This is a genomic window from Streptomyces sp. NBC_00461 (assembly GCF_036013935.1).
Lineage (GTDB): Bacteria > Actinomycetota > Actinomycetes > Streptomycetales > Streptomycetaceae > Streptomyces.
Genome location: NZ_CP107902.1, coordinates 8,807,530 through 8,830,366, shown reverse-complemented (window position 1 = coordinate 8,830,366; position 22,837 = coordinate 8,807,530). Strand labels below are relative to the sequence as shown.

The following is a 22,837-nucleotide window of genomic DNA, read 5'->3' as shown; positions in this document are numbered from 1 at the left end:
ACCTCGGTCAGGCGCTGTGAACGCCCACGTCATACAGCGAGTATCCCCAGTCGGTACCGCGGTCGAGGCCGTGGACCCGAACATAGCGGGCCGGGGTGCCGGTGAACCTGGCGGTGTCCAGGCCGCCGTCTCCTGAGGTGGTGGACCAGACGGTCTGCCAGTTCGTGCCGTCGGTGGACAGCTCGATGCGGTACGCCTTCCCGTACGCCCGCTCCCAGTCCAGCGTGACGCGGCCGACCAGGTTCGTGGCGCCCAGGTCGACCTGCCACCACTGGTCGTCGCTCCAGTCACTGGCCCACCGGGAGCCGCCGTCACCGTCGACCGCCCGCCCCGGCCGGTAGCTGGTGAACGGATTCCATTCGGACGAACTGGCCGTCGCCGTCCGTCCCTTGGCGAGGTCGACCGACCCCTGGTGCTGCTCGGTCGCCCCCCAGGTGTCCAGGTAGGACTCGGCGCCACGGAAGAGGTCGTCAACCACGTCCTGTCCGCCGACTCGCCGGATGTCCTCGATCCAGTCCGGGATCATGCCGACGTGGGCGCCACCGTCGGTGTTGATGTCGAAGGTGCGCTCACCGGTCGTCAGCTTGTCGACGACCGAGCCGCCGTCGACGCTCTTGAAGGGGTACGTCACCTTGTTCGCGGCGTCCGCGCCGCGCGGGGCGGGATGGTCGCCGACGCCGTTGAAGTCGGTGCCGAAGCCGTAGCCCACGTGGTACTTGTCGCGCAGCGCCTCCGTGCGCTTCGCTTCGGCGACGAACCCCTCCGAGCCGTGCATGTACTGGGCGGCGAAGCCGCCGAGGGAGTAGACCCGCTCGGTCCAGTTCAGGTCCATCCAGCTGTGCGAGGAGATCACGCCGGGGTAGGAGGCGGCCTCGAACATGTCGAGCGCCCGGCCGACCGCCTTGACGCTCATGTGGTCGATCTCCAGCATCATCTTGCGCTGCATCATGCCGCGCACGGCGTACTCGCCGAGATCGGTGAGCCCGCGTTTGTTGCACTGGGCGTCGCCGCCGTACGAGGGGACGTCCACGCCCGCCGGCAGGTCCTTCTCGGCGGAGGAGGACGCGTTGCCGATGGGGTTGTCGTGCTGCGGGCCGGTGCACTTCTCGGTCTGCCAGAAGGTTCCGGTCGACAGGAACTGCCCGACGTTGATGGCCGTTCCGAGGCCGCCGGAGTCGAAGCGGACACCGCAGAGCGCGTTGTCGAACTTGTGGCACAGGAACATCGAGCGCACGCCCAGCGCGTACAGCTCGTCGAGTCCCTTGTCGATGTCGGCCTTGCTGCACTGCGGGATGTCCAGGATCTGCTTGCAGCCGAACGGCTCGGAGGTCTCGACTCCCAGGATGACGGCCAGCTTGCCCTGCTTGATGACCTCACGGGCCTGCGCGCTGTCGGTGACGATCCGGAACCAGCCCTTGCCCGTGCCGCCGTACATCTTGTCGATGTAGGCCTGGAGGTCGTAGGTCAGCTTCGCCTGCAGCCGGATCGACGTCATCTCGTCGCAGCTGCGGTCCTTGAAGGGGTAGACGGAGCAGATCACGCCGTTGGTGACGAGGTCGTTGACGAGGACTCGCTGCCCGCCTCTCCAGGCCCGCTCCACCCAGGCGTAGTAGTCCGCCTGATGCGTCATCGAGTCGTACGCCGGCCAGTCCTTGAAGGTGGGCCAGCCGACCGGGTCGTGCTTTCCGTCGCCGCCGTGGGTGATGTAGTCGAAGATCGCGAGTGTGCCGTCGGGGTAGTGCTCGGGACAGTCCTTGAGGGCGTCGGCGACCCCCGCCTCGGAGAACACCTTGCCGCAGATCAGCCGCCCGCCGAAGGCCTCGTTCGAGAACAGGTGGTTGTGCGCGTCGACGAACCCGCGGACCTTGCCCGCGGAGTCGGTGCCGGTGAACGGTTCGCCGGTGACGTCGATCCGGGAGTCCGGGTTGGGGCGTGCGGTCGGGATCCACCAGTCACCGGCGGCAGCCGAACTCGGTGTGGGGCCGAGGGCCATGGCCAGCACCAGCAGGAGCAGCGACAGCACGGTGACGTTCTTGCGTCTGCGGTACCAGCGTCGAGTCAGCGTCACGGCCCACGTCCCTCGGTCGGCGGGATGGCGGGTAGACCGACCCATGAGGTTGTCATGACCCGCGCAATGCATGGAGAGAATCGCGGCGGGCGCCTTACGAGTCAAGAGTCCGGGACGCTTGACCTGATAACTGCGGGGCGATGGACGGCGCGCTGGGGATGACGGGGTCAGCGGTGTCGTCGGCCCGGGGGAAGAAGGCGTGGTCGGGCGCCCGTTCAAGCCGCCCACAAACGGAATGCTTCCTTCGGCGAGTTCGTCGAAAGTATGGTGATCTCGTGAAGGCACTCCTGTTGTCCGGTGGCTCAGGTACCCGTTTGCGCCCCATCACTCATACGTCGGCGAAACAACTCGTACCGGTCGCCAACAAACCGGTGCTTTTCTACGGTCTGGAGGCGATCGCAGAGGCGGGCATCACGGAGGTCGGGATCATCGTCGGGGACACGGCCGAGGAGATCCGGGAGGCGGTCGGCGACGGTTCCGCGTTCGGCCTCGACGCCACCTACATCCCGCAGACCGCGCCCCTGGGGCTGGCCCATGCGGTGCTGATCGCCCGTGAGTTCCTGGGCGAGGACGACTTCGTGATGTACCTCGGTGACAACTTCGTCGTCGGTGGCATCACGGATCTGGTGGACGGCTTCCGCACCGAGCGGCCTCAAGCGCAGATCCTGTTGACGAAGGTGGCGAACCCGACCGCGTTCGGGGTGGCCGAGCTGGACGCGGCCGGCCGGGTGGTCGGCCTGGAGGAGAAACCCAGGCACCCCAAGAGCGACCTGGCATTGGTGGGCGTCTATCTCTTCACCCCGGCCGTGCATGAGGCCGTGCGCTCGATCAAGCCGTCCGGGCGCGGCGAGCTGGAGATCACTGACGCCCTGCAGTGGATGATCGACGCCGGACGTGATGTGCGTTCCACGATGATCTCCGGGTACTGGAAGGACACCGGGAACGTCAGCGACATGCTGGAGGTCAACCGCTCCGTCCTGGAGACCCTGGAGCGCAGGGTCGACGGAACGGTGGACGATCACAGCGAACTCATCGGCCGGGTGCGCGTGGAAGCCGGGGCGAAGGTGACGGGCAGCCGGATCGTGGGCCCGGCTGTCGTCGGCGCGAACACCGTGATCACCGACTCCTATGTCGGCCCCTTCACCTCGATCGCCGACGACTGCCGGATCCAGGACAGCGAGATCGAGTACTCGATCATGCTGCGTGATTCCTCGGTCAGCGGCGTCCGACGGGTGGAGGCCTCGCTCATCGGCCGCAACGTCGAGGTGACTCCCGCGCCTCGCAGGCCGGCCGCCCACCGTTTCGTCCTCGGCGATCACAGCAAGGTGCAGATCTCCTCATGACAACCAGAATCCTGGTGACCGGCGGTGCCGGTTTCATCGGCTCCCACTACGTCCGCACCCTGCTCGGCCCGCAGGGCCCGGGGGATGTGGCGATCACCGTCCTGGACAAGCTCACCTACGCCGGCAACCCGGCCAACCTCGACCAGGTACGCGACCACCCCGGCTTCGCGTTCGTCCAGGGCGACATCTGCGACCCCCAACTGGCCGGAAAACTGACGGCCGAACACGACCAGGTCGTCCACTTCGCCGCCGAGTCGCACGTGCGGCACGAGCACCTGCGCTTGGCAGGAATCGACCGCATCCGCCCCTTGCGCGAGGCGCCCGCGGCGGCGTCTCCGGTTCTGCTCGACGAGAAGAAAGGTTCAGCCCGGTGAGCTTCAAGATGCAGCCGACCGCCCAGGTCGACGACAGTGCCACGGTCGGCGACGGAACGACGGTCTGGGATCTGGCCCAGATCCGGGAGGACGCACGGCTGGGCAGCGGGTGCATCGTGGGCCGCGGGGCGTATGTCGGCCCCGGTGTCCGGATCGGCGATCACGTGAAGCTCCAGAACTACGCGTTGGTATACGAACCCGCGGTCCTCGGTGACGGGGTGTTCGTCGGCCCGGCGGCCGTCCTCACCAACGACTACTTCCCCCGTTCCGTGGACCCGCAGGGCAGGTTGAAGCGCGGTGACGACTGGGAGGCCGTGGCGGTGACGGTGGCCGAGGGAGCCTCGCTGGGGGCCCGCTCGGTGTGTGTCGCGCCGGTGCGTGTCGGCCGTTGGGCGATGGTCGCGGCAGGTGCCGTGGTCACCCGGGACGTGCCGGACTTCGCCCTGGTGGCCGGGGTTCCGGCGCGCCGGATCGGCTGGGTCGGCCGGGCCGGCGTACGACTGGTCGAGCGGGACGGCGAACCGGGTACGTGGGAGTGCCCCGAGACGGGCGCGCTGCACGACGAGAAGGACGGCGAACTCGTCGAACGCGCATGACTCAGGTTTCCGCCAAATCGCAAATCTTCGAACATTCACCGGCATAACATGTGTACGAACTGTGCAGCCCAAGCACAATGGGCACACGAACCAGTAGTGCCCAGGGGGGGTTACCGGGTGGGAACACCTGTGTCTGAAACGAGGAGCGGCATCCGCTCCGAGGCCTGACGTCCGCCTTGCCTCCACCGCCCGGCCGTCCGTGTCGCGGCGCTCACAACTCTGCGCGAAATCAGGGGGTTGGTGTGTCCAACCGATGACCAACACACGTCTCGCGGCACTCGGTGACGAGGACCCGCCGCTGCTCGCACTCGCCCAACGGCTGCTCGCAGTCGCCGAGTCGGGGCTGCCGTCCATGCTGCTCCCCGGCGGGGAGGCCTTCGTCCACACCATGGCCGGGCGGCAAGCCCCCGATGGCTCCTGGACCCTGGAACGGCGTGGCACCAGCACCCGCTACGCCGCCATCACCGTCCTGGGTGCCCGGTACCTCCCCGAGGACCGCCAGCGCGCGGTGCTCGGCGGGCGTACGGCCGAGGAGTTCGCGGGTCTGCTCGTCGAGTCGCTGCCCGCGGTGACCAACCTCGGCGACGCGGCGCTCATCGCCTGGGCCGCCGCCGAGACCGAACATCCCAAACTGTCCGACGCCCTCGACCGGGTCGAGGCACTGAACGTGGCGGGCCAGCCCCAGTACACCGTCGAGGCGGCGTGGGTGCTGTCCGCCCTCGCGGCGGCTCGTGACACGGTCGACGTGGAGAGACGTTTCACCGCGGCCCGGGACCGTCTGCTGCGAGCCCGGATCGGAAACAGTCCGCTGTTCCCGCACGCCACCGCACCCGGTCTGGTGCCCTGGTACCGGGCGCATGTGAGCTGCTTCGCCGACCAGACCTATCCGCTGCAGGCCCTGGCCCGCGCCCACGCCAGCGGGGACGGCGACCCGGAGGCGCTGGCCGCGTCCGAGGCGTGCGCGGCGCGCATCTGCGAGCTGCAGGGCGAAGGCGGCCAGTGGTGGTGGCACTACGACGCGCGCACCGGCGGTGTCGTGGAGGGCTACCCGGTCTACAGCGTCCACCAGCACGCGATGGCGCCGACCGCGCTGTTCGACCTCGCCGACGCCGGCGGCACCGACTTCGGCGCGGCGATCCGCAAGGGCCTGCGCTGGATGACGGACGTACCCGAACTGGCCGGCTCGCAGCACCGGGAGCCCATGATCCTCGACGAGCTCGGTGCCACCTGGCGCAAGGTCTACCGGGGCGACCCGAAGAAGGCCGTACGCGCCGCCCGGGGTCTGTCCACCCGGGTCGCTCCGGGCCTGCGGCTGAAGTCCCTGGACCGGGTGTACCGCCCGCTGTCCGTGGATCGCGAATGCCGGCCGTACGAGTTCGGCTGGATGCTCTACGCCTGGCAGGGGGGCCGAATATGAGCGGGCGTCGGACGCTGTTCGGGGTCGAGCTGGACCCGCTGACCATGGACGAGACCGTGCAGCGCTGCCTGGCGGCGGTGCGGGACGGCCGGCAGCTGGAGATCGGGGTGGTCAACGCCGCGAAGCTGGTGAACATGCGGCGCAACGACCGGCTCGCCAAGGCCGTGGCGGGTTGTGATCTCGTCCTCGCCGACGGACAGGCCGTGGTGTGGGCCGGCCGGGTGCTGCGTGCGCCCCTGCCGGAGCGGGTGGCCGGAATCGACCTGTTCCTGCGGCTGCTGGCCGAGGCGGAGACGTCGGGCATCCCCGTGTACTTCCTCGGCGCCAAGCAGGACGTGCTGGAGCAGATGCTCCTCCAGGTGGCCGACCGCTTCCCCGGCCTGAAGGTGGCCGGCAGCCGCAACGGCTACTTCGACGACCTGGAGCAGGAGCCGATCGCGGACGGCATCGCGCGAAGCGGCGCCCACATGCTGTTCCTTGGCATGACCTCGCCGAAGAAGGAGATCTTCACCGCCGCCCACGGCGCCCGCACGGGCGCCCGCGTGGTGCACGGGGTCGGCGGCTCCTTCGACATCCTGGCCGGGGTCACCAAGCGGGCTCCGGTCTCCTGGCAGCGGTGGGGCCTTGAGTGGCTCTACCGCGCGCTGCAGGAGCCGCGCCGCCTGGGCCGGCGCTACCTCACCACCAATCTCTCCTTCCTCCTCATGACGGCGCGCGAGCTGATCCGGCCCACCCCGTCGGCCGCCCCCGCGAACAGGAGTCACTGATGCGTGTCGTCGTGGTCGGACAGGGATACGTCGGCCTGCCCCTGGCCGTTCGGGCAGCCGAGGTCGGACACGAGGTGATCGGCTACGACGTCGACGCCCGGCGGATCAAGAGCCTTGCCGCCGGTGAGTCCTTCGTCGAGGACGTGTCGTCCGAGCGGATCCGGGCGGCACTGGACAACGGCAGCTACCGCCCGAGCGAATCGGCGCGCGACTGCGGCGGTTTCGACATCGCCGTCGTGACCGTGCCGACCCCGCTGCACGAGGGCACGCCGGACCTGCGGTACATCAGGGAGTCGGCGGTCACCCTCGCCCGCTACCTGCGCCCCGGAGCGACGGTCGTCCTGGAGTCGACGACCTACCCGGGCACCACCCAGGAGCTGTTCGCGCCGATCCTGGAGGAGGGCTCGGGCCTGGTCGCGGGCAGCGACTTCCACCTCGGCTACAGCCCGGAGCGGATCGATCCCGGGAACGCCGTGTGGGGTTTCCAGCAGACCCCGAAGGTCGTCTCCGGTGTCAACGAGACGTCCCTCAAGGCCGTTCAGGACTTCTACGGGCAACTCGTCGACACCGTCGTGCCAGTGGGTTCGCCCAAGGAGGCCGAACTCGCCAAGCTGCTGGAGAACACCTTCCGGCATGTGAACATCGCGCTGGTCAACGAGATCGCGATGTTCGCCCACCACCTGGACATCGACGTCTGGCAGGCCATCGACGCGGCCTCCACCAAGCCGTTCGGGTTCATGAAGTTCACGCCCGGACCGGGTGTCGGCGGCCACTGCCTGCCGATCGACCCCTCCTACCTCTCCTGGCGCGTGCAGCGCGAACTCGGCCAGAGCTTCCGCTTCGTGGAGCTGGCCAACGACATCAACAACCACATGCCCGAGTACGTGGCGCGCCGGATCGGCGACCTCTTCAACGACCGGCGCCGTTCCGTGAACGGCTCGCGGATCCTGCTGCTCGGTCTGGCGTACAAGAAGAACACTGGCGACGCCCGCGAGTCGCCCGCCCTGCGCATCTCCCGGCTGCTGCTCGACATGGGGGCCCAGGTCAGGGCCGCGGACCCGCATGTCGTCGAGGGCCTGCCGGTGGACAACCGGCTGGTCCGGGTCGAACCGACACCCAAGGAGCTGGCGGCCGCCGACGTGGTGGTCCTGCTCACCGACCACGACAGCTTCGACTACGAACTCATCGCCGAGCACGCCCCCTTCGTTCTCGACTGCCGCAGACGGCTGCCGTCCGGACCCACGATCGAGGTGCTCTGAGCCATGCCGCGCATCGTGTGCGTCGCCGGGGCGCGACCGAACTACATGAAGATCAAACCGGTGATGGACGCCCTGGAACGCCGGGGCGCCGAGGTGTTCCTCGTCCATACCGGCCAGCACTACGACCCGGCCATGAACGACGTGTTCTTCACCGACCTCGGCATCCGCCCGCCCGACCGTTTCCTCGGGGTCGGCTCCGGCTCCCACGCCGAGCAGACCGGGCGGGTGATGACCGCGTTCGAGCCGCTCCTGGAGGAGTTGTCGCCGGACATCGTGGTGGTGGTCGGTGACATCAACTCCACGCTGGCCTGCGCCCTGGTGACCGCCAAGGCAGGGCCGCTGCTGGCCCATGTCGAGGCCGGTCTGCGCAGCCGCGACTGGGGCATGCCGGAGGAGGTCAACCGGGTCGCCACCGACCGGGTCAGCGACTACCTGCTGGCCCCCTCCCCCGACGCCGCCGTGAACCTGCGCGCGGAGGGGTACCGGGAGGACCAGATCCATCTGGTCGGCAACGTCATGATCGACACGCTGCTGGCCAACCTGGAACGGGCCCGCGCCTCGGACATCCTCCATCGATACGGCCTGTCCAGGGGCGAGTTCGGCCTGGTCACGCTGCACCGGCCCGCCAACGTGGACGATCCGGAGGTGCTCGCCGGGCTCCTGAAGGCCCTGGGCGAGATCGCAGGCCGCTGCCCGCTCCTGCTGCCCGTGCACCCGCGCGCGGCCGGAAGGCTGGCCGAGATCGGTGTGCCCGGGGGCGTCCGCCTCGTGCCGCCCGCCGGGTATCTGGACTTCATCGCCCTGCAGGACTCCGCTCGCGTGGTGCTGACCGACTCCGGTGGTGTGCAGGAGGAGACCACCGCGCTGGGCGTGCCGTGCGTGACCCTGCGGGACAACACCGAGCGCCCCATCACCGTCGAGCAGGGCACCAACGTGCTGGCCGGCCGGGATCCAGCACGGATCGTGGCCACCGTGAACGCGGTGCTGGACGTGCCGCCCGCGCCGCGCCGGCCCGACCTGTGGGACGGCCGCGCGAGCGACCGCATCGCCGACGTGCTGCTGGAGGGAGGCACCGCGACCACCCGGCCGAGACCGACCGACCGGCCGAGCACCGGCATCCGACCGAGCACCATCGAACAGCCGAGACCCACGAAACGAACGTTCCCCATATGATCCGCTCGCAACATATGCTCGTCGAACGTCTGGTCGCTAGGGGGGACCACCATGGATCTCGCTGAGATCTTCCGGGTCATGCGCAGGCGCTGGTACGTCCTGTTGCCGGGCCTGCTGCTGACCGCCGGCCTGATCGTCGGCGTGGTGCTGCTGGTGCCGATCGGCTACCAGTCGCAGAGCACGGTGGTTCTTCTGAACTCCCAGAAGGCCACGGTCGCTTACGACGGCAATCCCTTCCTGAGCACCCAGACCTCGCTCACCGGCATGGCCGACAGCCTGGCCCGCAACCTCAACTCCGATGTCTCGCTCCGGGAGCTCAAGTCCCGCGGCGCCACCGGAACGTTCGAGGCCAAGCTCGCCGACAACGCACAGGGGCCGCTGATGTGGCTCACGGTCACCGGAACCGACAAGGCCGCCGTCCTGTCCTCGAACAAGATCCTGACCGCGTATGCCAAGGACCGGCTTGATCAGTTCCAGAAGCAGCAGTCGGTGGTGCCGAAGGCCATGATCCGCATGACGACGATCGTGCCCCCGCAGAACCCGGTGGCGCAGACGAAGACGCGGATCGAGTACATGGTCATGGCCGGGGCCCTGGGCCTGGTGCTGAGCCTGCTCGCCGTCTTCTACGTGGAGGCGCGCCGGCGGCCGCGTACGCCGGCGGAGCCGGAGGAGCCCGCGCAGCGCGACGAAACCGCGCAGCCGGTCACCGCCGCCGAGCCGCCGGCCGGGGAGTCGGTCGCGGAACAGACGATCGCCCTGCGGCGGCCTCCCGCCTGGTCGCGGTCGAACGGGAACGGACGTGCCGCACAGCCGAGGACGGGGCGGTCCGCCACGGCCGTGGCACCCGCCACCGAGCCGCTGGAAGAGGAATCGACTCATGGACAGCGTTCGCACACCGGACAGTGAGAGAGCCGAGCCGGGCGAGAGATCCGAGGCGCCCGACAGCGCCGGGACGAGCGACGCGGTCGCTCCCGACTCCCTCAGCCGGAAAGTCCGTTCGGCAGCCCGCTGGAGCCTGATCAACACCGTGGTCATGCGCCTGGGCAACTTCGCCACGGGCATCCTGCTGGCGCGTTTCGCGCTGGGGCCGGCGGAGTGGGGCGTCTACGGCATCGCCCAGACCGTGCTGCTGGTGCTGCTCTCGGCGAACGAGCTGGGCGTCAGCCTGGCCCTGGTCCGCTGGGACGGCGATCCCCGCCGTTTCGCGCCGACCGTGCTGACCCTGTCCACCGCGTCCAGCGGCCTGCTGTACGTCGCCCTGTTCGTCTCGGCACCGACGGTCGCCGGGCTGCTCGACTCGCCCCATGCCTCGGGCGTGCTGCGGGTGATGTGCCTGTGTCTGCTGATCGACGGGGTGGCCCAGGTGCCCGCCGGGTTCCTGACCCGGGAGTTCGCGCAGGGCAGGCGGATGGTCATCGACGCGCTCAACTTCGTTCTGAGCACCGCGGTGACGCTGGTGCTGGCCTTCGCCGGCTGGGGGGCGATGAGCTTCGCCTGGGGTGCGGTCGCGGGCAACATCGCCGCCCTCGTCGGCTCCGCCCTGGCCGCGCCGGGCACCCTGCGATTCGGCTGGGACCCCGAACAGGCCCGCGCGCTGCTGAAGTTCGGGCTCCCGCTGGCCGGCGCGAGCCTGCTCGCCCTCGCGGTCGTCAATGTGGACACCATGGTCGTCGGATCGACGCTCGGCGGAGTCGCCCTCGGCTTCTACGTCCTGGCGTTCAACATGTCCGGCTGGCCGGTCCGGGTCATCTCCGAGGCGGCCAGACGCGTCTCCTTCGCCGGCTTCTCGCGCCTCGCCGACTCCCCCCAGGCCCTCGCCCAGGGCTTCAGCCGCGCCCTGGGGGTGCTGGTCACCGGCACCGTCCCCCTCTGTGTCCTGCTCGGCGGACTCGCCGGCCCCGTCGTCCAGCTCGTGTACGGGAGCAAGTGGCTGCCCGCCGCGAACGCCCTGCCCTGGCTGATGGCGCTGGGACTGATCCGCATCGGCTGCGAACTCGCCTACGACTGCCTCGTCGCCGTCGGCCGGCGCCGCTCCCTCATCCTCGTCCAGGGGCTGTGGGTGGTCGCCCTCGTCCCGGCCCTGATCGTCGGCGCCCGCCTGGGCGGCATCGTCGGCGTCTCCCAGGGCCATGTCCTGGTCGCCACGGTGCTGGTCGTGCCGGTGTTCCTCCACGCACTCGGCCGGGCCGGGATCAGCCTCGCCCACATCGCCAGAGCCTGCGCCTGGCCCTTCCTCGGGGGAGCCGTGATGACCCTGGTGATCCTCGCCGCGAAGTGGCTCGTCGGCGACGGCGCCCTCGCCCTGTTCGTCATCGGCACCGCCGCGCTGGCCAGTTACGTGGTGTGCGTGCTGCCCAGTCGCCGCTTCCTGCTCGGCTCCCGCACACCGGAGGCCGTATGACACGGCTGCGCCGTCTGCTCGCCTGCCTGGCCCTGGTACTGACCGCCGGCTGCTCCGGGGCCGCCGGCTCGTCCCCGGCCGCCCCTGCTCCCCGCACTCATGAGTCGTCCCCGGCCGCCGAACCCTCCAGCACCCGCACCTCGGCCCAGGCCACCGTCAGCCCCAGCGATCCGGGCAGTCCCAGCGGTTCCGGCAGTCCTGGCAGTCCCCGCCCCCACAACTCGCCTCGCGCCACCACCACGGCACCCCGGGAAGCCGACTTCCCGAACGCCCGCACCACCGGCCCCCGTATCCGCCTCACCCCGCACGCCACGGGGAACCTGAGCATCAGGACCGACGGCATGGTCATCAAGGGCTGGGACATCACCGGCTCGCTCGACATCTACGCGAACAACGTGACCGTCATCGACTCCAGGATCACCTCCACCAACTGGTGGGGGGTCAACCTGCGCCCGGGTCACAGCGGACTGCGCGTCCTGCACACCACCATCACCGCCGTCCCCGGCAAGGGCCCCGACAACGGCGGCGTGGACTACGCCGTGTCCAACATGGGCACGAGCTCCGTCGAGGTCGGCTGGTGCGACGTCTCCGTGTTCGGCAACGCCCTCTCCATGGGCCAGGGGCACATCCACGACAACTACGTCCACGACCTGGTCCCGTTCCGCAACGCCGGCGGCGAGTGGCAGCACACCGACGCGGTGATCAGCGGCGGCGGCAACACGGGCGAACTGATCATCCGTCACAACACCTTACTCAACCCGGTCGCCGTCGACCGGGGAGCGTCCGCGAGCATCGGCCTGTTCGCCGACACCGGCCATGTATCCAACACCGTCATCGACAAGAACCTGCTGGCCGGCGGCGCCTACGCGCTCTACGGCGGCGGCGACGGGGCCACCGGGATCACGGTCACGGACAACGTCTTCTCCACCCGCTACCACTCCAACTCCGGTAACTACGGAGCCGTCACCGCCTGGAACACAGCCGGCTCCGGCAACGTCTGGCGCGGCAACCGGTTCGCCGACGGCACCCCGGTCACCCCCGAGCCGGCCGGCTGAGGAAGAGGATCATGCACCGCATCGCCCGCGCCCCCTGGGAGCTTCTCAAGCGCGCCTTCGGCTGGATCGTCCTCTTCGAGCTCCGCAACAAGGTCCTCCTCGCTCCCTCCGCACTGCGGCTGCGCCGCCTGGAGACCGCCGAGACCCGCCGGCTCGCGGCTGCCGCCGGCCCTGTGCCCGACGCCCTCGTCGCCACGGTCATCGCCACCCACCGCCGCCCCGACGCACTGCGGGCGGCCGTCGGCTCGGCCCTGGCCCAGACCGTTCGCGACCAGGTCGTCATCGTCGTCGACGACGGCGCCGGACTGCCCGAACTCCCGGACGATCCAAGGCTGTTCGTCGTCTCGCTGGCGCGCAACACCGGTGTGGCGGGCGTCGTGCGCAACGTGGGCATCCGCCTCACCCGCTCCCGGTACGTGGCCTTCCTGGACGACGACAACCTGTGGGAACCCGACCATCTGGAACGGGCGTTGGCGGTCCTGGAGTCCCCCAGCGGTCCCGACGGCGTCTACACGGCGCTGCGCCGCCTGCTGCCGGACGGGACCGAACACGACATCCTGTCCGTGCCGTTCGACCGGCGCCGGGCCGCGCGCGAGTCCTTCCTGGACACCAACGCGTTCGTCGCGCGGCGCAACGGGGCTTTGCACTTCAGCCGTCTGCGCCGGACACCGGACGTGCTTCCGCGCGAGGACTGGGAGCTCGTGTACCGCTACAGCCGCGGCCACCGCGTGCGCCATGTGCCGCACCCGACGGTGCGGTACCTGGTCAACCCCGAGAGTTTCTACACCACTTGGTCCGGCTGAGGGTCACGGTTCGGGTGTGGCCCGCAGCGCGCCCGGCCGGAGCAGGGCGGCCGCGGCCGCGCGGCTGGCCTTCCTGCCGAGGGCGGCCCGTGACGCCTCGCGCAGGAACACGGCGCCCCGGAAGCAGGCGGTGGCGACGGCGCCGTGGCGCCGCCCGTACAACCGCACGCGGTTGAGCGTGAGCAGGGTCCACAGCCGGGGCGAGACCTGGGAGTCGCCACCCAGATGCACGGCCTCGGCCGTCGGCTCCAGCTGGGTTGCGTACCCGTGGTCCCGCGCCCGCAGGCAGTACTCGGTCTCCTCCGAATAGAGGAAGAAGGATTCGTCCCACGCACCGCAGGCGGCCAGGCAGTCGGCCGAGAGGGCCATCAGCGCGCCGGTGGCCCAGTCCGCGCGCGTGGGCCGCCGGTACACGGCGGGGTCGGTCACCAGCTCGCTCAGGAGCGGGAAGCGCCCGGCCCGCCGGTTGCCGATGACCGCCTCTCCGAGGGCCCGCAGCACGCTCGACTCGCGGCGCAGCGAGTGGTGCGGCGTGTCCCGCCCTTCTTCGTACAAAAGGGGTACGGCGATGCCCACGCCGTCGCCGAGGCTGTCGAGGAGACGCTTGGCGCAGCCCTGCCGCATACGGATGTCGGGATTGCAGATGAGCGCGGCCCCGACGTCACCGGCGGCACCCAGCGCGGCGTTGACGCCGGCGGCGTATCCGGCGTTGCGGCCGGTCTGGACGACCGTGGCGTCGGGGGCCAGCTTCTTGAGGACCTGGACGGTGTCGTCGGCGGAGTCGTTGTCGGCGACCACGAGCCGCCAGTCGAGGCCGGCCATGCCGTCGTCGAGCGCGGCGAGGAACCCGGGGAGCACCGAGGCGCTGTTCCAGGTGACGACGATGACGGCGACGGGACTCATCGGGACTCCACGAGTTGGGGAAGGCGGACTTCCGGTGTCGTACGGGGGCCGGGGACGGCGGCGGCAGCCGCCTCGCGCCGGACGAAGCCCAGATAGCTGCCGCCCGCCCCCAGCATGAGGAAGAACATGCCGGCGAACATCGGGAAGCTGAGTGAGTCGAAGGTGGCGCTGATGACCAGGGCGACCAGCGCCGAGGCGAAGAACGCCTGCCCGAGTTCGCGGTCGGCCTCGGTACGGGCCAGCCGCCGGATCGCACCGCCCTGGTGGATGCCGGTGATGAACAGGGCGAGCAGGGCGACGAGCCCGAGCACTCCCATCTCGGCAAGGCCCAGCATGTACTGGTTGTCCGTGAAGAAGTACAGGTCCGGGGTGAACGTGCCGAAGCCCCGTCCGAACAGCGGGTGTTCCTTCAGATAGGGCACGATCGCGCTGTACTTGACGGTACGGGCCTGGGTGCTGCTGTCGGAGTTGGACAGGAACGACGCGAACAGGCCCGTGATCGTGCCGATCAGCCCCGGGACGAGCACCTTGAACACGGCCACGGAGGCCGTCATCACACCGATCGCGGCCCAGCGCCGGGCCGGCTTCCAGCGCGGCACCATCACCACGGCCACCAGCAGCACGCCGATGATCGAGGTCCGCGACACCGACAGGGGCAGCGCGCCGGCCATGAGGACCACGGGGCCCCAGCGGCGCAGTACGTGCAGGTGGCGGCGTACCGGGTCGGCGGCCTGCTGGATCGCGAAGGGCAGCAGGATCGCCAGCATGCCGGCGAACTCCAGCGGCTGGGCCGTGGTGGCGCGGGGCCGGGTGAAGGCGCCGCGGTCCATGACACTGACCTGGGCCACGCTGGTCTGCAGGCCGGGTATGTGGATGGAGTCGGCGATGTTGGTCGCCGCGAAGAAGTCGTAGAAGCCGATCGCGGCGACGACGGACGCCAGGACGACCACCCGGCGCATCAGCACGTCCAGCCGGCCGCGCTCCTGCACGGCCGCCGATGTCAGAACGACCAGCGACACCCACACCAGGAACCCGATGAGCCCTCGGTCGGCACCGAGGACCTCCTCGTGCGAGCTCTCGCGCATCGCGTCGGCGACGTAGGCCGCGAGGACGGCCACCCCGAGCAGACACAGCGTGACCCGCACCAGCCGGGTGCCGGGCGCGGGCAGGATGCGGCCGCCGAGCCAGGTCGCCAGGTACCACATCAGGCCGAGCAGGGCGAAGACGTTGGCGGGGGTGCCCACGCCGCCGAGCGCGGGCAGGGCCAGGTTCGACGGGATGAAGAAGGCCAGCACCAGGTAGACGGTGAGGACCGCGGTGGCGTCGAGCCTCCGGCTGAGCATGCCCGCGCGGACCCGTTTCGGCGTGCGGGCCTGCTTGCGTCGCGGGGCCACCCGGTGCCGGCGGCGGACCACCGAGACGCCCTCCATCAGGATGGACAGCAGGAACGCGCTGACGACGCCGAGGATGATGACGGCCGCGACGCCCTGGTAACGGCTCTTGGACTTCGCCACCGGGGTCTGCGGCAGGACGACGGGAGCGGTCTGCACGGCGTACGCGGGCGGAACCTTGGCGGCGGCCTGCAGGGCATTGAGCTGCTCACCTGCGAAGGCCGTCAGGGTGTTGGTCTCCTTGAGCACCTTCTGACGGTCGGTGCCGGTGACACCGAGCACGAGCAGGGGGCTGTCGCTGGCCGGCGCGAAGCCGGCGGTGTAGGGGTCCGTGACGCCCCGGTTGTGCAACTCCTTCGCGGCGTCGGCCGATTCGAGCGTCCTGATCAGCACGTCGGCCGTCACGATGAGTGAACCGCCCGCGTTCGAGATGGGGTTGCCGAAGGTGGGGGCCAGCCGGGCCACGGCCGAGGAGTCCAGCAGCGCGACCGAGCTCTGCGACTGGTAGGAGACGGGGACGGTCACGTACAGGTATCCGCCGCCGATCAGGCTGAGCACGGTGAAGGGCACCATGAAGTACCACCGTCGGCGCAGAATTGCCCATATCTCACCAAGACTCATGATGCGTCCCTCCTTTCGGTGGCATCCCACCGCGCGTCCTGCCAGTATCGGGAGTGACGGAAGGAACTCGTATGTCGCCTGGGAACGTCGCCGACGCGCTGCTCCGCCGCTGGTACGTCGTGGTGGTCGCGTTTCTGCTGACGGTGGCCGGGGCGTACTACGTGGTCCGGCCCACCCCGCAGTACGTCGGCTCCGCGGTCGTCGTCCTCAAGCCGCCGGTGACGCAGAACCAGCCCAACCAGCTGACCAATCTGCAGCCGCCGCTCGCCGTGGTCTCGTACGCGGTCGTCCAGCAGCTGCAATCCCCCACCGGGGCAAAGGAGTTGCGGGCGGCGGGCGTTCACGGGGCCTACCATCTCGTGCCCCGCAACAGCGGCACCAGCGCGACGCCCCGCTATCTGATCCCCTCCCTGCAGGTGCAGTCGCAGGCCTCCGGCCCCGAGGCGGCGGTGACGGCGGTGCGCCGCGTCATCGACGTCTACACCCGGCACGTCGAGCAGATGCAGACCGCCCAGCAGGTGCCGGCCGCGGGGCGGATCACCGCCTCCGTCCTCACCTCCCCGAGCGTCGCCGAGGTGCAGGGCGCCAAGAGCCGGGGCCTTGCGGGCACGGCTCTGCTGGGTCTGGCCGGCGGAGTGGTCGGCGCGCTGTGGCTCGACCGGTACGCGATGAGCCGCCGGCAGACCCCTGCGGGCCGCCGCAGGCAGACCGGTGCGGTCCCCGTGGCCAACTGAGTCGGACTGATCCCGCATCAGATGCCGCGGCGCTTCCAGGACTCCCACCACAGCCACTCCCGCCCTCGCTCGGCCACGGCCGACCACACCAGCGGCTGCAGATACGGCATGGCCTGCGGCCCGATGCGTCTGCGCAGCCGCAGCGCGCGGTACTCGGGTAGTGCCGCGTATCCCGGCAGGCACTGCTCGGCGAATTCCACGCACGCGTCGACCGGTACGACGCCGGTGCGGCCGCGGTCGTAGGCCCGGTAGGCCCGGCGCAGCGCGAAGCGGGCGAGGCGGGTGTGGACCTGGTCGGCCAGGCGGTCGGCGTGGGGCAGCCCGTCGCCGCACTTGGCGAGCACCGAGTCGAAGGCCACCAGGCGCTGGCGCAGGTCGTCCAGCTGGCCGCCGAAGTCGGTGGTGGACATGTTCTTGCCGTGGACGCGGTAGAAGGCCTGGTCGGCGCCGCGGATGTAGCCGACGTCGGCGTGGGCGGCGAGCCGCATCCACATCTCGATGTCGCCGGCGTGGGGAAGGGCGGGGTCGTAGCCGCCGACCTTCCGCTGGAGTTCGGTGCGGACGACAACCTCCGGCGAGGTGATGCAGCCGGTGCCCTCGCGAAAGCGCCGCTCCAGCCACCACTGCCCGGGGTAGACGACCGAACCGGTGCTCTGGGTGCGGGCCTTGGGCAGTGGCCCGCCGTGCTGGAAGCGCAGGGGGCGCCCGTAGGCGAATCCCGCCTCGGGGTGGGCGTCCAGGAGCCGGGCGGCCCGGACCAGCGCGCCCGGCACCAGCCGGTCGTCGGCGGACAGGAGGGCCACGTAGTCGCCGTCGGCCCATTCCATGAGGCCTTCGTTGTACGTGGCGATGTGGCCCTTGTTGGTTTCGTGGACGAGGACCTCGATGCGCGGGTCGGAGGCGGCGAGCTTGAGCGCGACCTCGGCCGAGTCGTCGGGCGAGGCGTCGTCGATGATGAGCACGCGGACGTCAACGCCGTCCTGCTCGTCCAGGGCGCTGCTCACGCAGTCGGCGAGGAAGTGGCCGTACTTGTAGCAGGGGATCACAACACTGACGCTGCTCATCGGTGGGAAGCCAATCCCCGTCGGTGGTCCGTGCCCGGCTGGGCGCGGACCACCGACGGTGCGGTCGGACGGGTCAGTTCTTTGTCTTCTTGAAGACGGTCCTGCTCGTCAGGGTCCAGCTGTCGGACTTCACCGTGTGGTGGTGCTTGTCCTCGGCCTTGACCGTGATCTTGAACCGGGTGCCGTCCGGCAACGGGGCGGACAGAGCGACGGTCGCCTTGTGGGTCGCCCGGTTGTAGGAGACGACGGCCGTCACGTGGAGCTTCCTGGCGGCCTTGGACCCCTTCACAATGGTCACGGTCGCCTTCACCAACGACACCGCGGCGTTCTTGTCCACGGTCATGACCAGGGCGTTCGCCGCGTCGGCGGTGTGCGCCACCGAGGCCGCGGTCACCTCCGAGGCGGTGGCCGACGCCAGGGAGGCGCTCGGGTTCTCGGCGGTGAAGACGGGGCCCACCCAGTAGTTCGCGGATCCGTAGGAACCGTTGGGGAAGGCCGAGTCGCTGCCGTAGCGGTAGAGCCCGTTGTGGTGCGCGGTGGTGTCGGCCGTGGCCGTGAGCGGATACGACTGGTGGGCTGCCGCGAAGTAGCCGCCGTCCACCGCGTAGTTGCCGTGGGGCGCGTGGTAGGAGACGACGTACGGCGTGTCGGCGGTGACGGCCACCGGGGTGGCGAAGGTCAGCGTCTGCCAGCCGGAGGCCGTCTCGTTGGTGAAGGTGCCGCCGGCCAGCAGCGTGCCGCCGTCGGTCCACAGGCTGCCGGTGTGGGTGCCCGTGTTGCCGGTGCCCTTGTAGAACGTGACGCCGGTGATCCAGCCGTCCGCCGAGGACGTGAAGCGAGTGCCCAGCTCCAGGGAGTTGGTGTCACCGGTCGTGTCGGGTGTGGCCGGCACGGCGGACGAACTCCACAGCGTGCAGGGGCAGGTGACCGCGGGCGGGGTGGAACTGGTCGTGAAGGACCAGGTCACCGGGTCCGCCATGGCGTTGCCCCACACGTCGGAGGCCTGGATGGAGGCGGTGTACGTGGTGTGCAGCTCCAGCTCCGTCGACGGAGTGAAGGTCACCTTGTTCGACGCGGGCAGCGTGGCCGCCCCCGGCACGGTGGCGCCGTCCGGGTCCTTCACGGTGAACGTCACACTGTCGGGGTCGACCGCCGAACTGAAGGTGGCCGAGACCGGTGCCGTGATCGATGTGCCCGTCGCCCCGGACGTCGGGGAGGTCGAGCTGACGGTGGGCGGGGTCGTACTGGCCGTCGAGGTGTCCAGCACCACGTCGACCCAGTAGTTGCTGCCCGAGGACTGCGAGGACGGGAAGGCGCTGGTCGAGCCGTAGTGGAAGACGCCGTTGCCGCCGTCGGTGCCGGTTTTGAGTGCGGTGAGCGGGGCCAGGCCCGCGGCGCCGTCGTTGAAGTAGCCGCCGTCGTAGGAGTATCCGCCGTTGGGGGCGAAGTAGGAGGCGACGTAAGTGGTGTTGGCCTTGACGGTGACCGGGGTGGCGAAGTTCAGCTGCTGCCAGCCCGAGGCCGTCTCGCCGCTGAAGGTGCCGGTGGCCAGGCGGGTGCCGGAGGCGGTCCACAGGCTGCCGGTGTGAGTGCCGGTGTTGGCGGGCGACTTGTAGAAGCGGACACCGGTGATGGAACCGGCCACGGTGGTGCGGAACTTGACGCCGAGTTCCAGGGAGCTGCCGTCACCCGCGTTGACGGTGCCGGGCACGGCCGAGGCCGGCCAGACGGTGCAGGGGCAGGCCTGGGGGCCGACGGCCAGCGGGACGGTGGTGACGGAGCCGATGTTGACGCTGTCGTCGACCGCGCGGACCTTGACCGACGCCGGTCCCGGCGTCGTCGGGGTCCAGCTGAAGCTCCAGGAGGTGAGGCCGGTGGCGGCCTTCCAGGTTGATCCGCCGTCCGTGGACACCTCCACGCGGGCCACCGCACCGCCGGAGTCGGAGGCGGTGCCCTTGATGGTGACCGGCTTCAGCGCCGGGACGGTGACCCCGGAGGCCGGGCTCGTCACGGTGACGGACGGGCCGGTGGTGTCGGTGGAGGCCGTCGCGGCGACGAGGTTGCTCTGCCGGGTCAGCGGCTGGACGCCCATGTCGGCGAGGACGTTCAGCGTGGCCTGCTGCATCCGGGAGTCCTCGGTGACCACCGTGTCGTCGGGGTTGTAGGTCGGGACGTTGGTCAGGCCCCACGACCACTGCACGGTCCCCGACCCGAACACCAGGGCGCCGGAGTCCTGGTCGCGGAACTCGACGAGGTTGTGCGTCGCCGTGCCGTTGCCGTAGACGTTGCCCCAGTCCATGCGGAGCTTGGCGTCGTTGATGTCCACCGTCGTGGAGGACACGTCGATCGCCCCGGCGGGCCGGGTGCTGTTGTCGATGTCGCTGTCCCACTCGTAGCCGAGCGTGCCCGTCGGGAAGGTGGCGGTCTGGCTCGACGTCAGGTTCGCGATGGAGGTGTTGCGCCAGATCCGGTTCTTGCCGTAGGAACCGGGGACGGTGATGGCGTCGCTGCGGTAGCCGTTCACCGTGAACATGGAGCCGGTGAGGATGTTCGGCGGCTGGTAGTCCTGCCCGTAGCCGGTACTGGCCGGGTCCATCCAGGTGCCGGTCCAGATGCCGCTGGGGTCGGCGATGCCGTTGTTCTGCGCCATCTTGGTCATCTTGTAGCAGACCAGGGTGCGGTCGGCCGTGTTCGTGCCGTCGATGCTGGGGGTGAGCCGGGTCTTCCAGAAGACCTCGTTGCCGCTGAAGTAGCCCTGCCGGACGCCTGCCTTGCGGGCCGCCAGGACGTTGGAGTACTGGCTCTGCGTCCAGTACTCGTCGTGGCCGGAGGACAGGTACACCTTGTGCTTCTTCAGCAGGGTGGCGCCGCTCGACGACGACACGTCCACCCCGGAGGTGTAGCTGACGTCGTAGCCGTTGCGCTCCAGCCAGGACAGCATCATGTACTCGGAGCCGTAGATGCCGTTGTCGCCGCCGATGTCCAGCGGCCGGTTGTAGCTGACCTCGTAGGCGCGGCCGTCAGGGGCGGGCCCGGTGCCGCCGTAGAGGTCCTGACCGCCGTAGTCGTTGTAGGCCTGCCAGGTCTCGTCGCTGGTCTGCACGACGACGTCGGAGGTGCTGGAGTCCTTGCGGACCACGAACGGGTACGGCATCAGGCCGTCGCCGTCGGTCTGTGTCAGATTCGCGATGTAGAGACCGGACACGGCGTCGCTGGGCACGGTCCAGTTGACGGTCACGGGCCAGTTGCCGCAGTCGACCAGGCCGGTACCGCTCTTGGTGGTGCAACTGGCGGGCTTGGTCGTGTAGTTGGCCGGGTAGGTCACGGCCGCCTGGGCCGCGGTCGACATCTCGCGCGCGCCGTCGCCGCCGTACCAGCCCAGACGGTAGATCTCGACGTGGTACGAGGTCTTCGACTGGACCTTGAACTGGACGGTGTCACCCGCCTGGACGCTCTCTTTGGTGGAGAAGCCCTTGATGTCACCGTAGGCGTTGGGCGAGAACCAGTCGGTCTTCGGGGTGCCCGGCTTGGAGTTCTCACAGACGACGGGGTTCGAGCCCGACCCGCACGGATCGGACGCCGCCTGCGCCGACCCGGCCAGCGGGAGCACCGCCAATATCAGTCCTGCTACGACGGCGAGGCGCCCGCCCCGGATCCGTCTGCCCCAACTTTTCATGTGTACCTCTCAGCGGTGCTGTGCTGGACCGGCCCGTGGAGCCGGGGATGGTGCGTGGAACGCCGGGGACCGGTCAGCTTCCGAGCGCGGCGGTGAACGACTCCACGACGCGTTGCTGCTGGTCATGGGTGATCTGCGGGTACAGCGGCAGCGACAGGATCCGGTCCGCCGCCTTCTCGGCGTTCGGGAAGTCACCGCGGGAGTAGTCGAGTTGGCGGTACGCCGGGGTGAGGTGGACCGGGGCGGGGTAGTGCACGCCGGCGCCGATGCCCTCGGCGTTGAGCTTGCCGACGACGTCGTCGCGGTCGGCGTCGGCGATCTGGACGACGTACAGGTGCCAGACGTGGAGGTTGCCGGGTGCCGTGGCCGGGAGCACGATCCGGCCGGTGGCCGCGAGGCCGGCGAGCAGCTCGTCGTAGCGGGCCGCGGCCGCCCGCCGGGCCGCGTTGCCGTCCGCCAGCCGGGCCAGCTTCGCGCGCAGGACGACGGCCTGCAGTCCGTCCAGGCGGCTGTTGAAACCGGGCACGTCGTGGCGGTACTTGGCGACTCCGCCGTGGTTGGCGATCGCGCGTACCAGGCCGGCGCGTTCCTCTTCGTCGGTGAGCACGGCGCCCGCGTCGCCGTAAGCGCCCAGGTTCTTGCCCGGGTAGAAGCTGGTGGCCGCTATGCCGCCGCTGCCCGGCGTCCGGCCGTCCCGGGCCGCGCCCTGGCTCTGGGCCGCGTCCTCGACGATCCGTACGTGGCCGGGCAGTTGGGCGGTCAGCGTCGTCACGTCGGCCATCTGCCCGTAGAGGTGGACGGGGACGACCGCGCGGGTGGCGGGTCCGACCGCGTCCAGTGCGGCCTGCGGATCGAGCAGGAAGGTGTCGGGCAGGCAGTCCACCAGGACCGGTCGCGCACCGATTCTCGCCACCGCGCCCGCGGTGGCGATGAAGGTGTTGGCGGGCACCACGACCTCGTCGCCGGGGCCGACCCCGCTTGCGCGCAGGGCGAGTTCGACGGCGTCGGTGCCGTTGGCGACGCCCACGCAGTGTCCGACGCGGCCGAAGTCGGCGTATTCGCGCTCGAAGAGGCGGACCTCGTCGCCGCCTACGAACGCGGTGTTGGCCAGGATTCGTTCGAATCCGGCGCGTACCTCGTCGGCGACCTCCTCGTGGGCCGCCTTGAGGTCCACGAGCGGAATGTGGTTCAT

General features: G+C 70.0%; 17 protein-coding genes and 1 pseudogene. 12 read left to right on the top strand and 6 right to left on the bottom strand.

All coding sequences use genetic code 11. The annotated features are described in order from the left end of the window. Positions 1-7 precede the first annotated feature (7 nt). Positions 8-2,113, bottom strand: coding sequence for a galactose-binding domain-containing protein (locus OG870_RS40860; RefSeq protein ID WP_405625774.1), 2,106 nt, complete (start codon positions 2,111-2,113; stop codon positions 8-10). Between the two features lie 230 nt (positions 2,114-2,343). Between OG870_RS40860 and OG870_RS40855 the strand changes: the two genes are divergently transcribed. From OG870_RS40855 to OG870_RS40805, 11 genes and pseudogenes are all read left to right on the top strand, one after another. Further along, positions 2,344-3,411: a glucose-1-phosphate thymidylyltransferase gene (locus OG870_RS40855; protein WP_266591973.1), complete on the top strand. Its 1,068-nt coding sequence runs from the start codon at positions 2,344-2,346 to the stop codon at positions 3,409-3,411. Then, positions 3,408-3,674, top strand: a pseudogene (locus tag OG870_RS40850) (GDP-mannose 4,6-dehydratase); the annotation flags it as partial. The gene OG870_RS40855 and the pseudogene OG870_RS40850, both read left to right, overlap by 4 nt. Positions 3,675-3,793: 119 nt before the next feature. Continuing rightward, positions 3,794-4,381, top strand: a complete 588-nt coding sequence (locus tag OG870_RS40845) for an acyltransferase (protein WP_405626982.1) — start codon at positions 3,794-3,796, stop codon at positions 4,379-4,381. 253 nt (positions 4,382-4,634) lie between these two features. Further along, entirely contained in the window at positions 4,635-5,798 is a 1,164-nt protein-coding gene (locus OG870_RS40840) for a hypothetical protein (protein ID WP_327692017.1), read from the top strand. Continuing rightward, a complete protein-coding gene (locus tag OG870_RS40835) occupies positions 5,795-6,565 on the top strand; it encodes a WecB/TagA/CpsF family glycosyltransferase (RefSeq protein WP_266528763.1) in 771 nt (256 codons plus the stop codon). Before OG870_RS40840 ends, OG870_RS40835 begins: the two co-directional genes overlap by 4 nt. Beyond that, on the top strand, positions 6,565-7,824 hold the full coding sequence (locus OG870_RS40830) for a nucleotide sugar dehydrogenase (RefSeq protein WP_266528765.1): 1,260 nt from the start codon (positions 6,565-6,567) through the stop codon (positions 7,822-7,824). The genes OG870_RS40835 and OG870_RS40830 overlap by 1 nt, the downstream gene beginning before the upstream one ends. Positions 7,825-7,827: 3 nt before the next feature. Further along, on the top strand, positions 7,828-8,997 hold the full coding sequence (gene wecB, locus OG870_RS40825) for a non-hydrolyzing UDP-N-acetylglucosamine 2-epimerase (protein WP_266842569.1): 1,170 nt from the start codon (positions 7,828-7,830) through the stop codon (positions 8,995-8,997). 51 nt (positions 8,998-9,048) lie between these two features. Further along, positions 9,049-9,903, top strand: a complete 855-nt coding sequence (locus tag OG870_RS40820; protein ID WP_327692016.1) for a chain length determinant protein — start codon at positions 9,049-9,051, stop codon at positions 9,901-9,903. After that, positions 9,875-11,398, top strand: coding sequence for an oligosaccharide flippase family protein (locus OG870_RS40815; RefSeq protein ID WP_266591963.1), 1,524 nt, complete (start codon positions 9,875-9,877; stop codon positions 11,396-11,398). The genes OG870_RS40820 and OG870_RS40815 overlap by 29 nt, the downstream gene beginning before the upstream one ends. Continuing rightward, complete coding sequence (locus OG870_RS40810) at positions 11,395-12,453, top strand: hypothetical protein (protein WP_327692015.1); 1,059 nt, start codon at positions 11,395-11,397, stop codon at positions 12,451-12,453. Before OG870_RS40815 ends, OG870_RS40810 begins: the two co-directional genes overlap by 4 nt. Positions 12,454-12,464: 11 nt before the next feature. Beyond that, complete coding sequence (locus tag OG870_RS40805; protein WP_266591961.1) at positions 12,465-13,256, top strand: glycosyltransferase family 2 protein; 792 nt, start codon at positions 12,465-12,467, stop codon at positions 13,254-13,256. A 3-nt stretch (positions 13,257-13,259) separates the two neighbouring features. Here the strand turns inward: OG870_RS40805 and OG870_RS40800 are convergent, their stop codons facing one another. Together OG870_RS40800 and OG870_RS40795 are read right to left on the bottom strand one after the other, a co-directional pair. Then, positions 13,260-14,159 carry a glycosyltransferase family 2 protein gene (locus tag OG870_RS40800; protein WP_266528782.1) on the bottom strand — a complete coding sequence of 300 codons (900 nt, stop codon included), beginning with the start codon at positions 14,157-14,159 and terminating at the stop codon, positions 13,260-13,262. Next, positions 14,156-16,171: an O-antigen ligase family protein gene (locus OG870_RS40795; protein WP_266591960.1), complete on the bottom strand. Its 2,016-nt coding sequence runs from the start codon at positions 16,169-16,171 to the stop codon at positions 14,156-14,158. Before OG870_RS40795 ends, OG870_RS40800 begins: the two co-directional genes overlap by 4 nt. 71 nt (positions 16,172-16,242) lie before the next feature. Between OG870_RS40795 and OG870_RS40790 the strand changes: the two genes are divergently transcribed. Then, positions 16,243-16,905, top strand: a complete 663-nt coding sequence (locus tag OG870_RS40790; protein WP_266591959.1) for a hypothetical protein — start codon at positions 16,243-16,245, stop codon at positions 16,903-16,905. Between the two features lie 17 nt (positions 16,906-16,922). Here the strand turns inward: OG870_RS40790 and OG870_RS40785 are convergent, their stop codons facing one another. From OG870_RS40785 to OG870_RS40775, 3 genes are all read right to left on the bottom strand, one after another. After that, positions 16,923-17,969 (bottom strand): glycosyltransferase family 2 protein, encoded by a 1,047-nt coding sequence (locus OG870_RS40785; RefSeq protein WP_266842575.1) that lies wholly within the window; start codon positions 17,967-17,969, stop codon positions 16,923-16,925. A gap of 73 nt (positions 17,970-18,042) precedes the next feature. Next, positions 18,043-21,579, bottom strand: coding sequence for a DUF4082 domain-containing protein (locus OG870_RS40780; RefSeq protein WP_327692361.1), 3,537 nt, complete (start codon positions 21,577-21,579; stop codon positions 18,043-18,045). Positions 21,580-21,718: 139 nt separating this feature from the next. Continuing rightward, positions 21,719-22,837 (bottom strand): DegT/DnrJ/EryC1/StrS family aminotransferase, encoded by a 1,119-nt coding sequence (locus OG870_RS40775; RefSeq protein ID WP_266842577.1) that lies wholly within the window; start codon positions 22,835-22,837, stop codon positions 21,719-21,721.

Excerpts from the sequence above, each read along its gene's own strand:
- OG870_RS40860 (WP_405625774.1), bottom strand. The coding sequence starts at position 2,113 with ATGGGTCGGTCTACCCGCCATCCCGCCGACCGAGGGACGTGGGCCGTG.
- OG870_RS40845 (WP_405626982.1), top strand. The coding sequence starts at position 3,794 with ATGCAGCCGACCGCCCAGGTCGACGACAGTGCCACGGTCGGCGACGGA.
- OG870_RS40840 (WP_327692017.1), top strand. The coding sequence starts at position 4,635 with ATGACCAACACACGTCTCGCGGCACTCGGTGACGAGGACCCGCCGCTG.
- OG870_RS40835 (WP_266528763.1), top strand. The coding sequence starts at position 5,795 with ATGAGCGGGCGTCGGACGCTGTTCGGGGTCGAGCTGGACCCGCTGACC.
- OG870_RS40830 (WP_266528765.1), top strand. The coding sequence starts at position 6,565 with ATGCGTGTCGTCGTGGTCGGACAGGGATACGTCGGCCTGCCCCTGGCC.
- wecB (WP_266842569.1), top strand. The coding sequence starts at position 7,828 with ATGCCGCGCATCGTGTGCGTCGCCGGGGCGCGACCGAACTACATGAAG.
- OG870_RS40820 (WP_327692016.1), top strand. The coding sequence starts at position 9,049 with ATGGATCTCGCTGAGATCTTCCGGGTCATGCGCAGGCGCTGGTACGTC.
- OG870_RS40815 (WP_266591963.1), top strand. The coding sequence starts at position 9,875 with ATGGACAGCGTTCGCACACCGGACAGTGAGAGAGCCGAGCCGGGCGAG.
- OG870_RS40810 (WP_327692015.1), top strand. The coding sequence starts at position 11,395 with ATGACACGGCTGCGCCGTCTGCTCGCCTGCCTGGCCCTGGTACTGACC.
- OG870_RS40805 (WP_266591961.1), top strand. The coding sequence starts at position 12,465 with ATGCACCGCATCGCCCGCGCCCCCTGGGAGCTTCTCAAGCGCGCCTTC.
- OG870_RS40800 (WP_266528782.1), bottom strand. The coding sequence starts at position 14,159 with ATGAGTCCCGTCGCCGTCATCGTCGTCACCTGGAACAGCGCCTCGGTG.
- OG870_RS40795 (WP_266591960.1), bottom strand. The coding sequence starts at position 16,171 with ATGAGTCTTGGTGAGATATGGGCAATTCTGCGCCGACGGTGGTACTTC.
- OG870_RS40790 (WP_266591959.1), top strand. The coding sequence starts at position 16,243 with ATGTCGCCTGGGAACGTCGCCGACGCGCTGCTCCGCCGCTGGTACGTC.
- OG870_RS40785 (WP_266842575.1), bottom strand. The coding sequence starts at position 17,969 with ATGAGCAGCGTCAGTGTTGTGATCCCCTGCTACAAGTACGGCCACTTC.
- OG870_RS40775 (WP_266842577.1), bottom strand. The coding sequence starts at position 22,837 with ATGAACCACATTCCGCTCGTGGACCTCAAGGCGGCCCACGAGGAGGTC.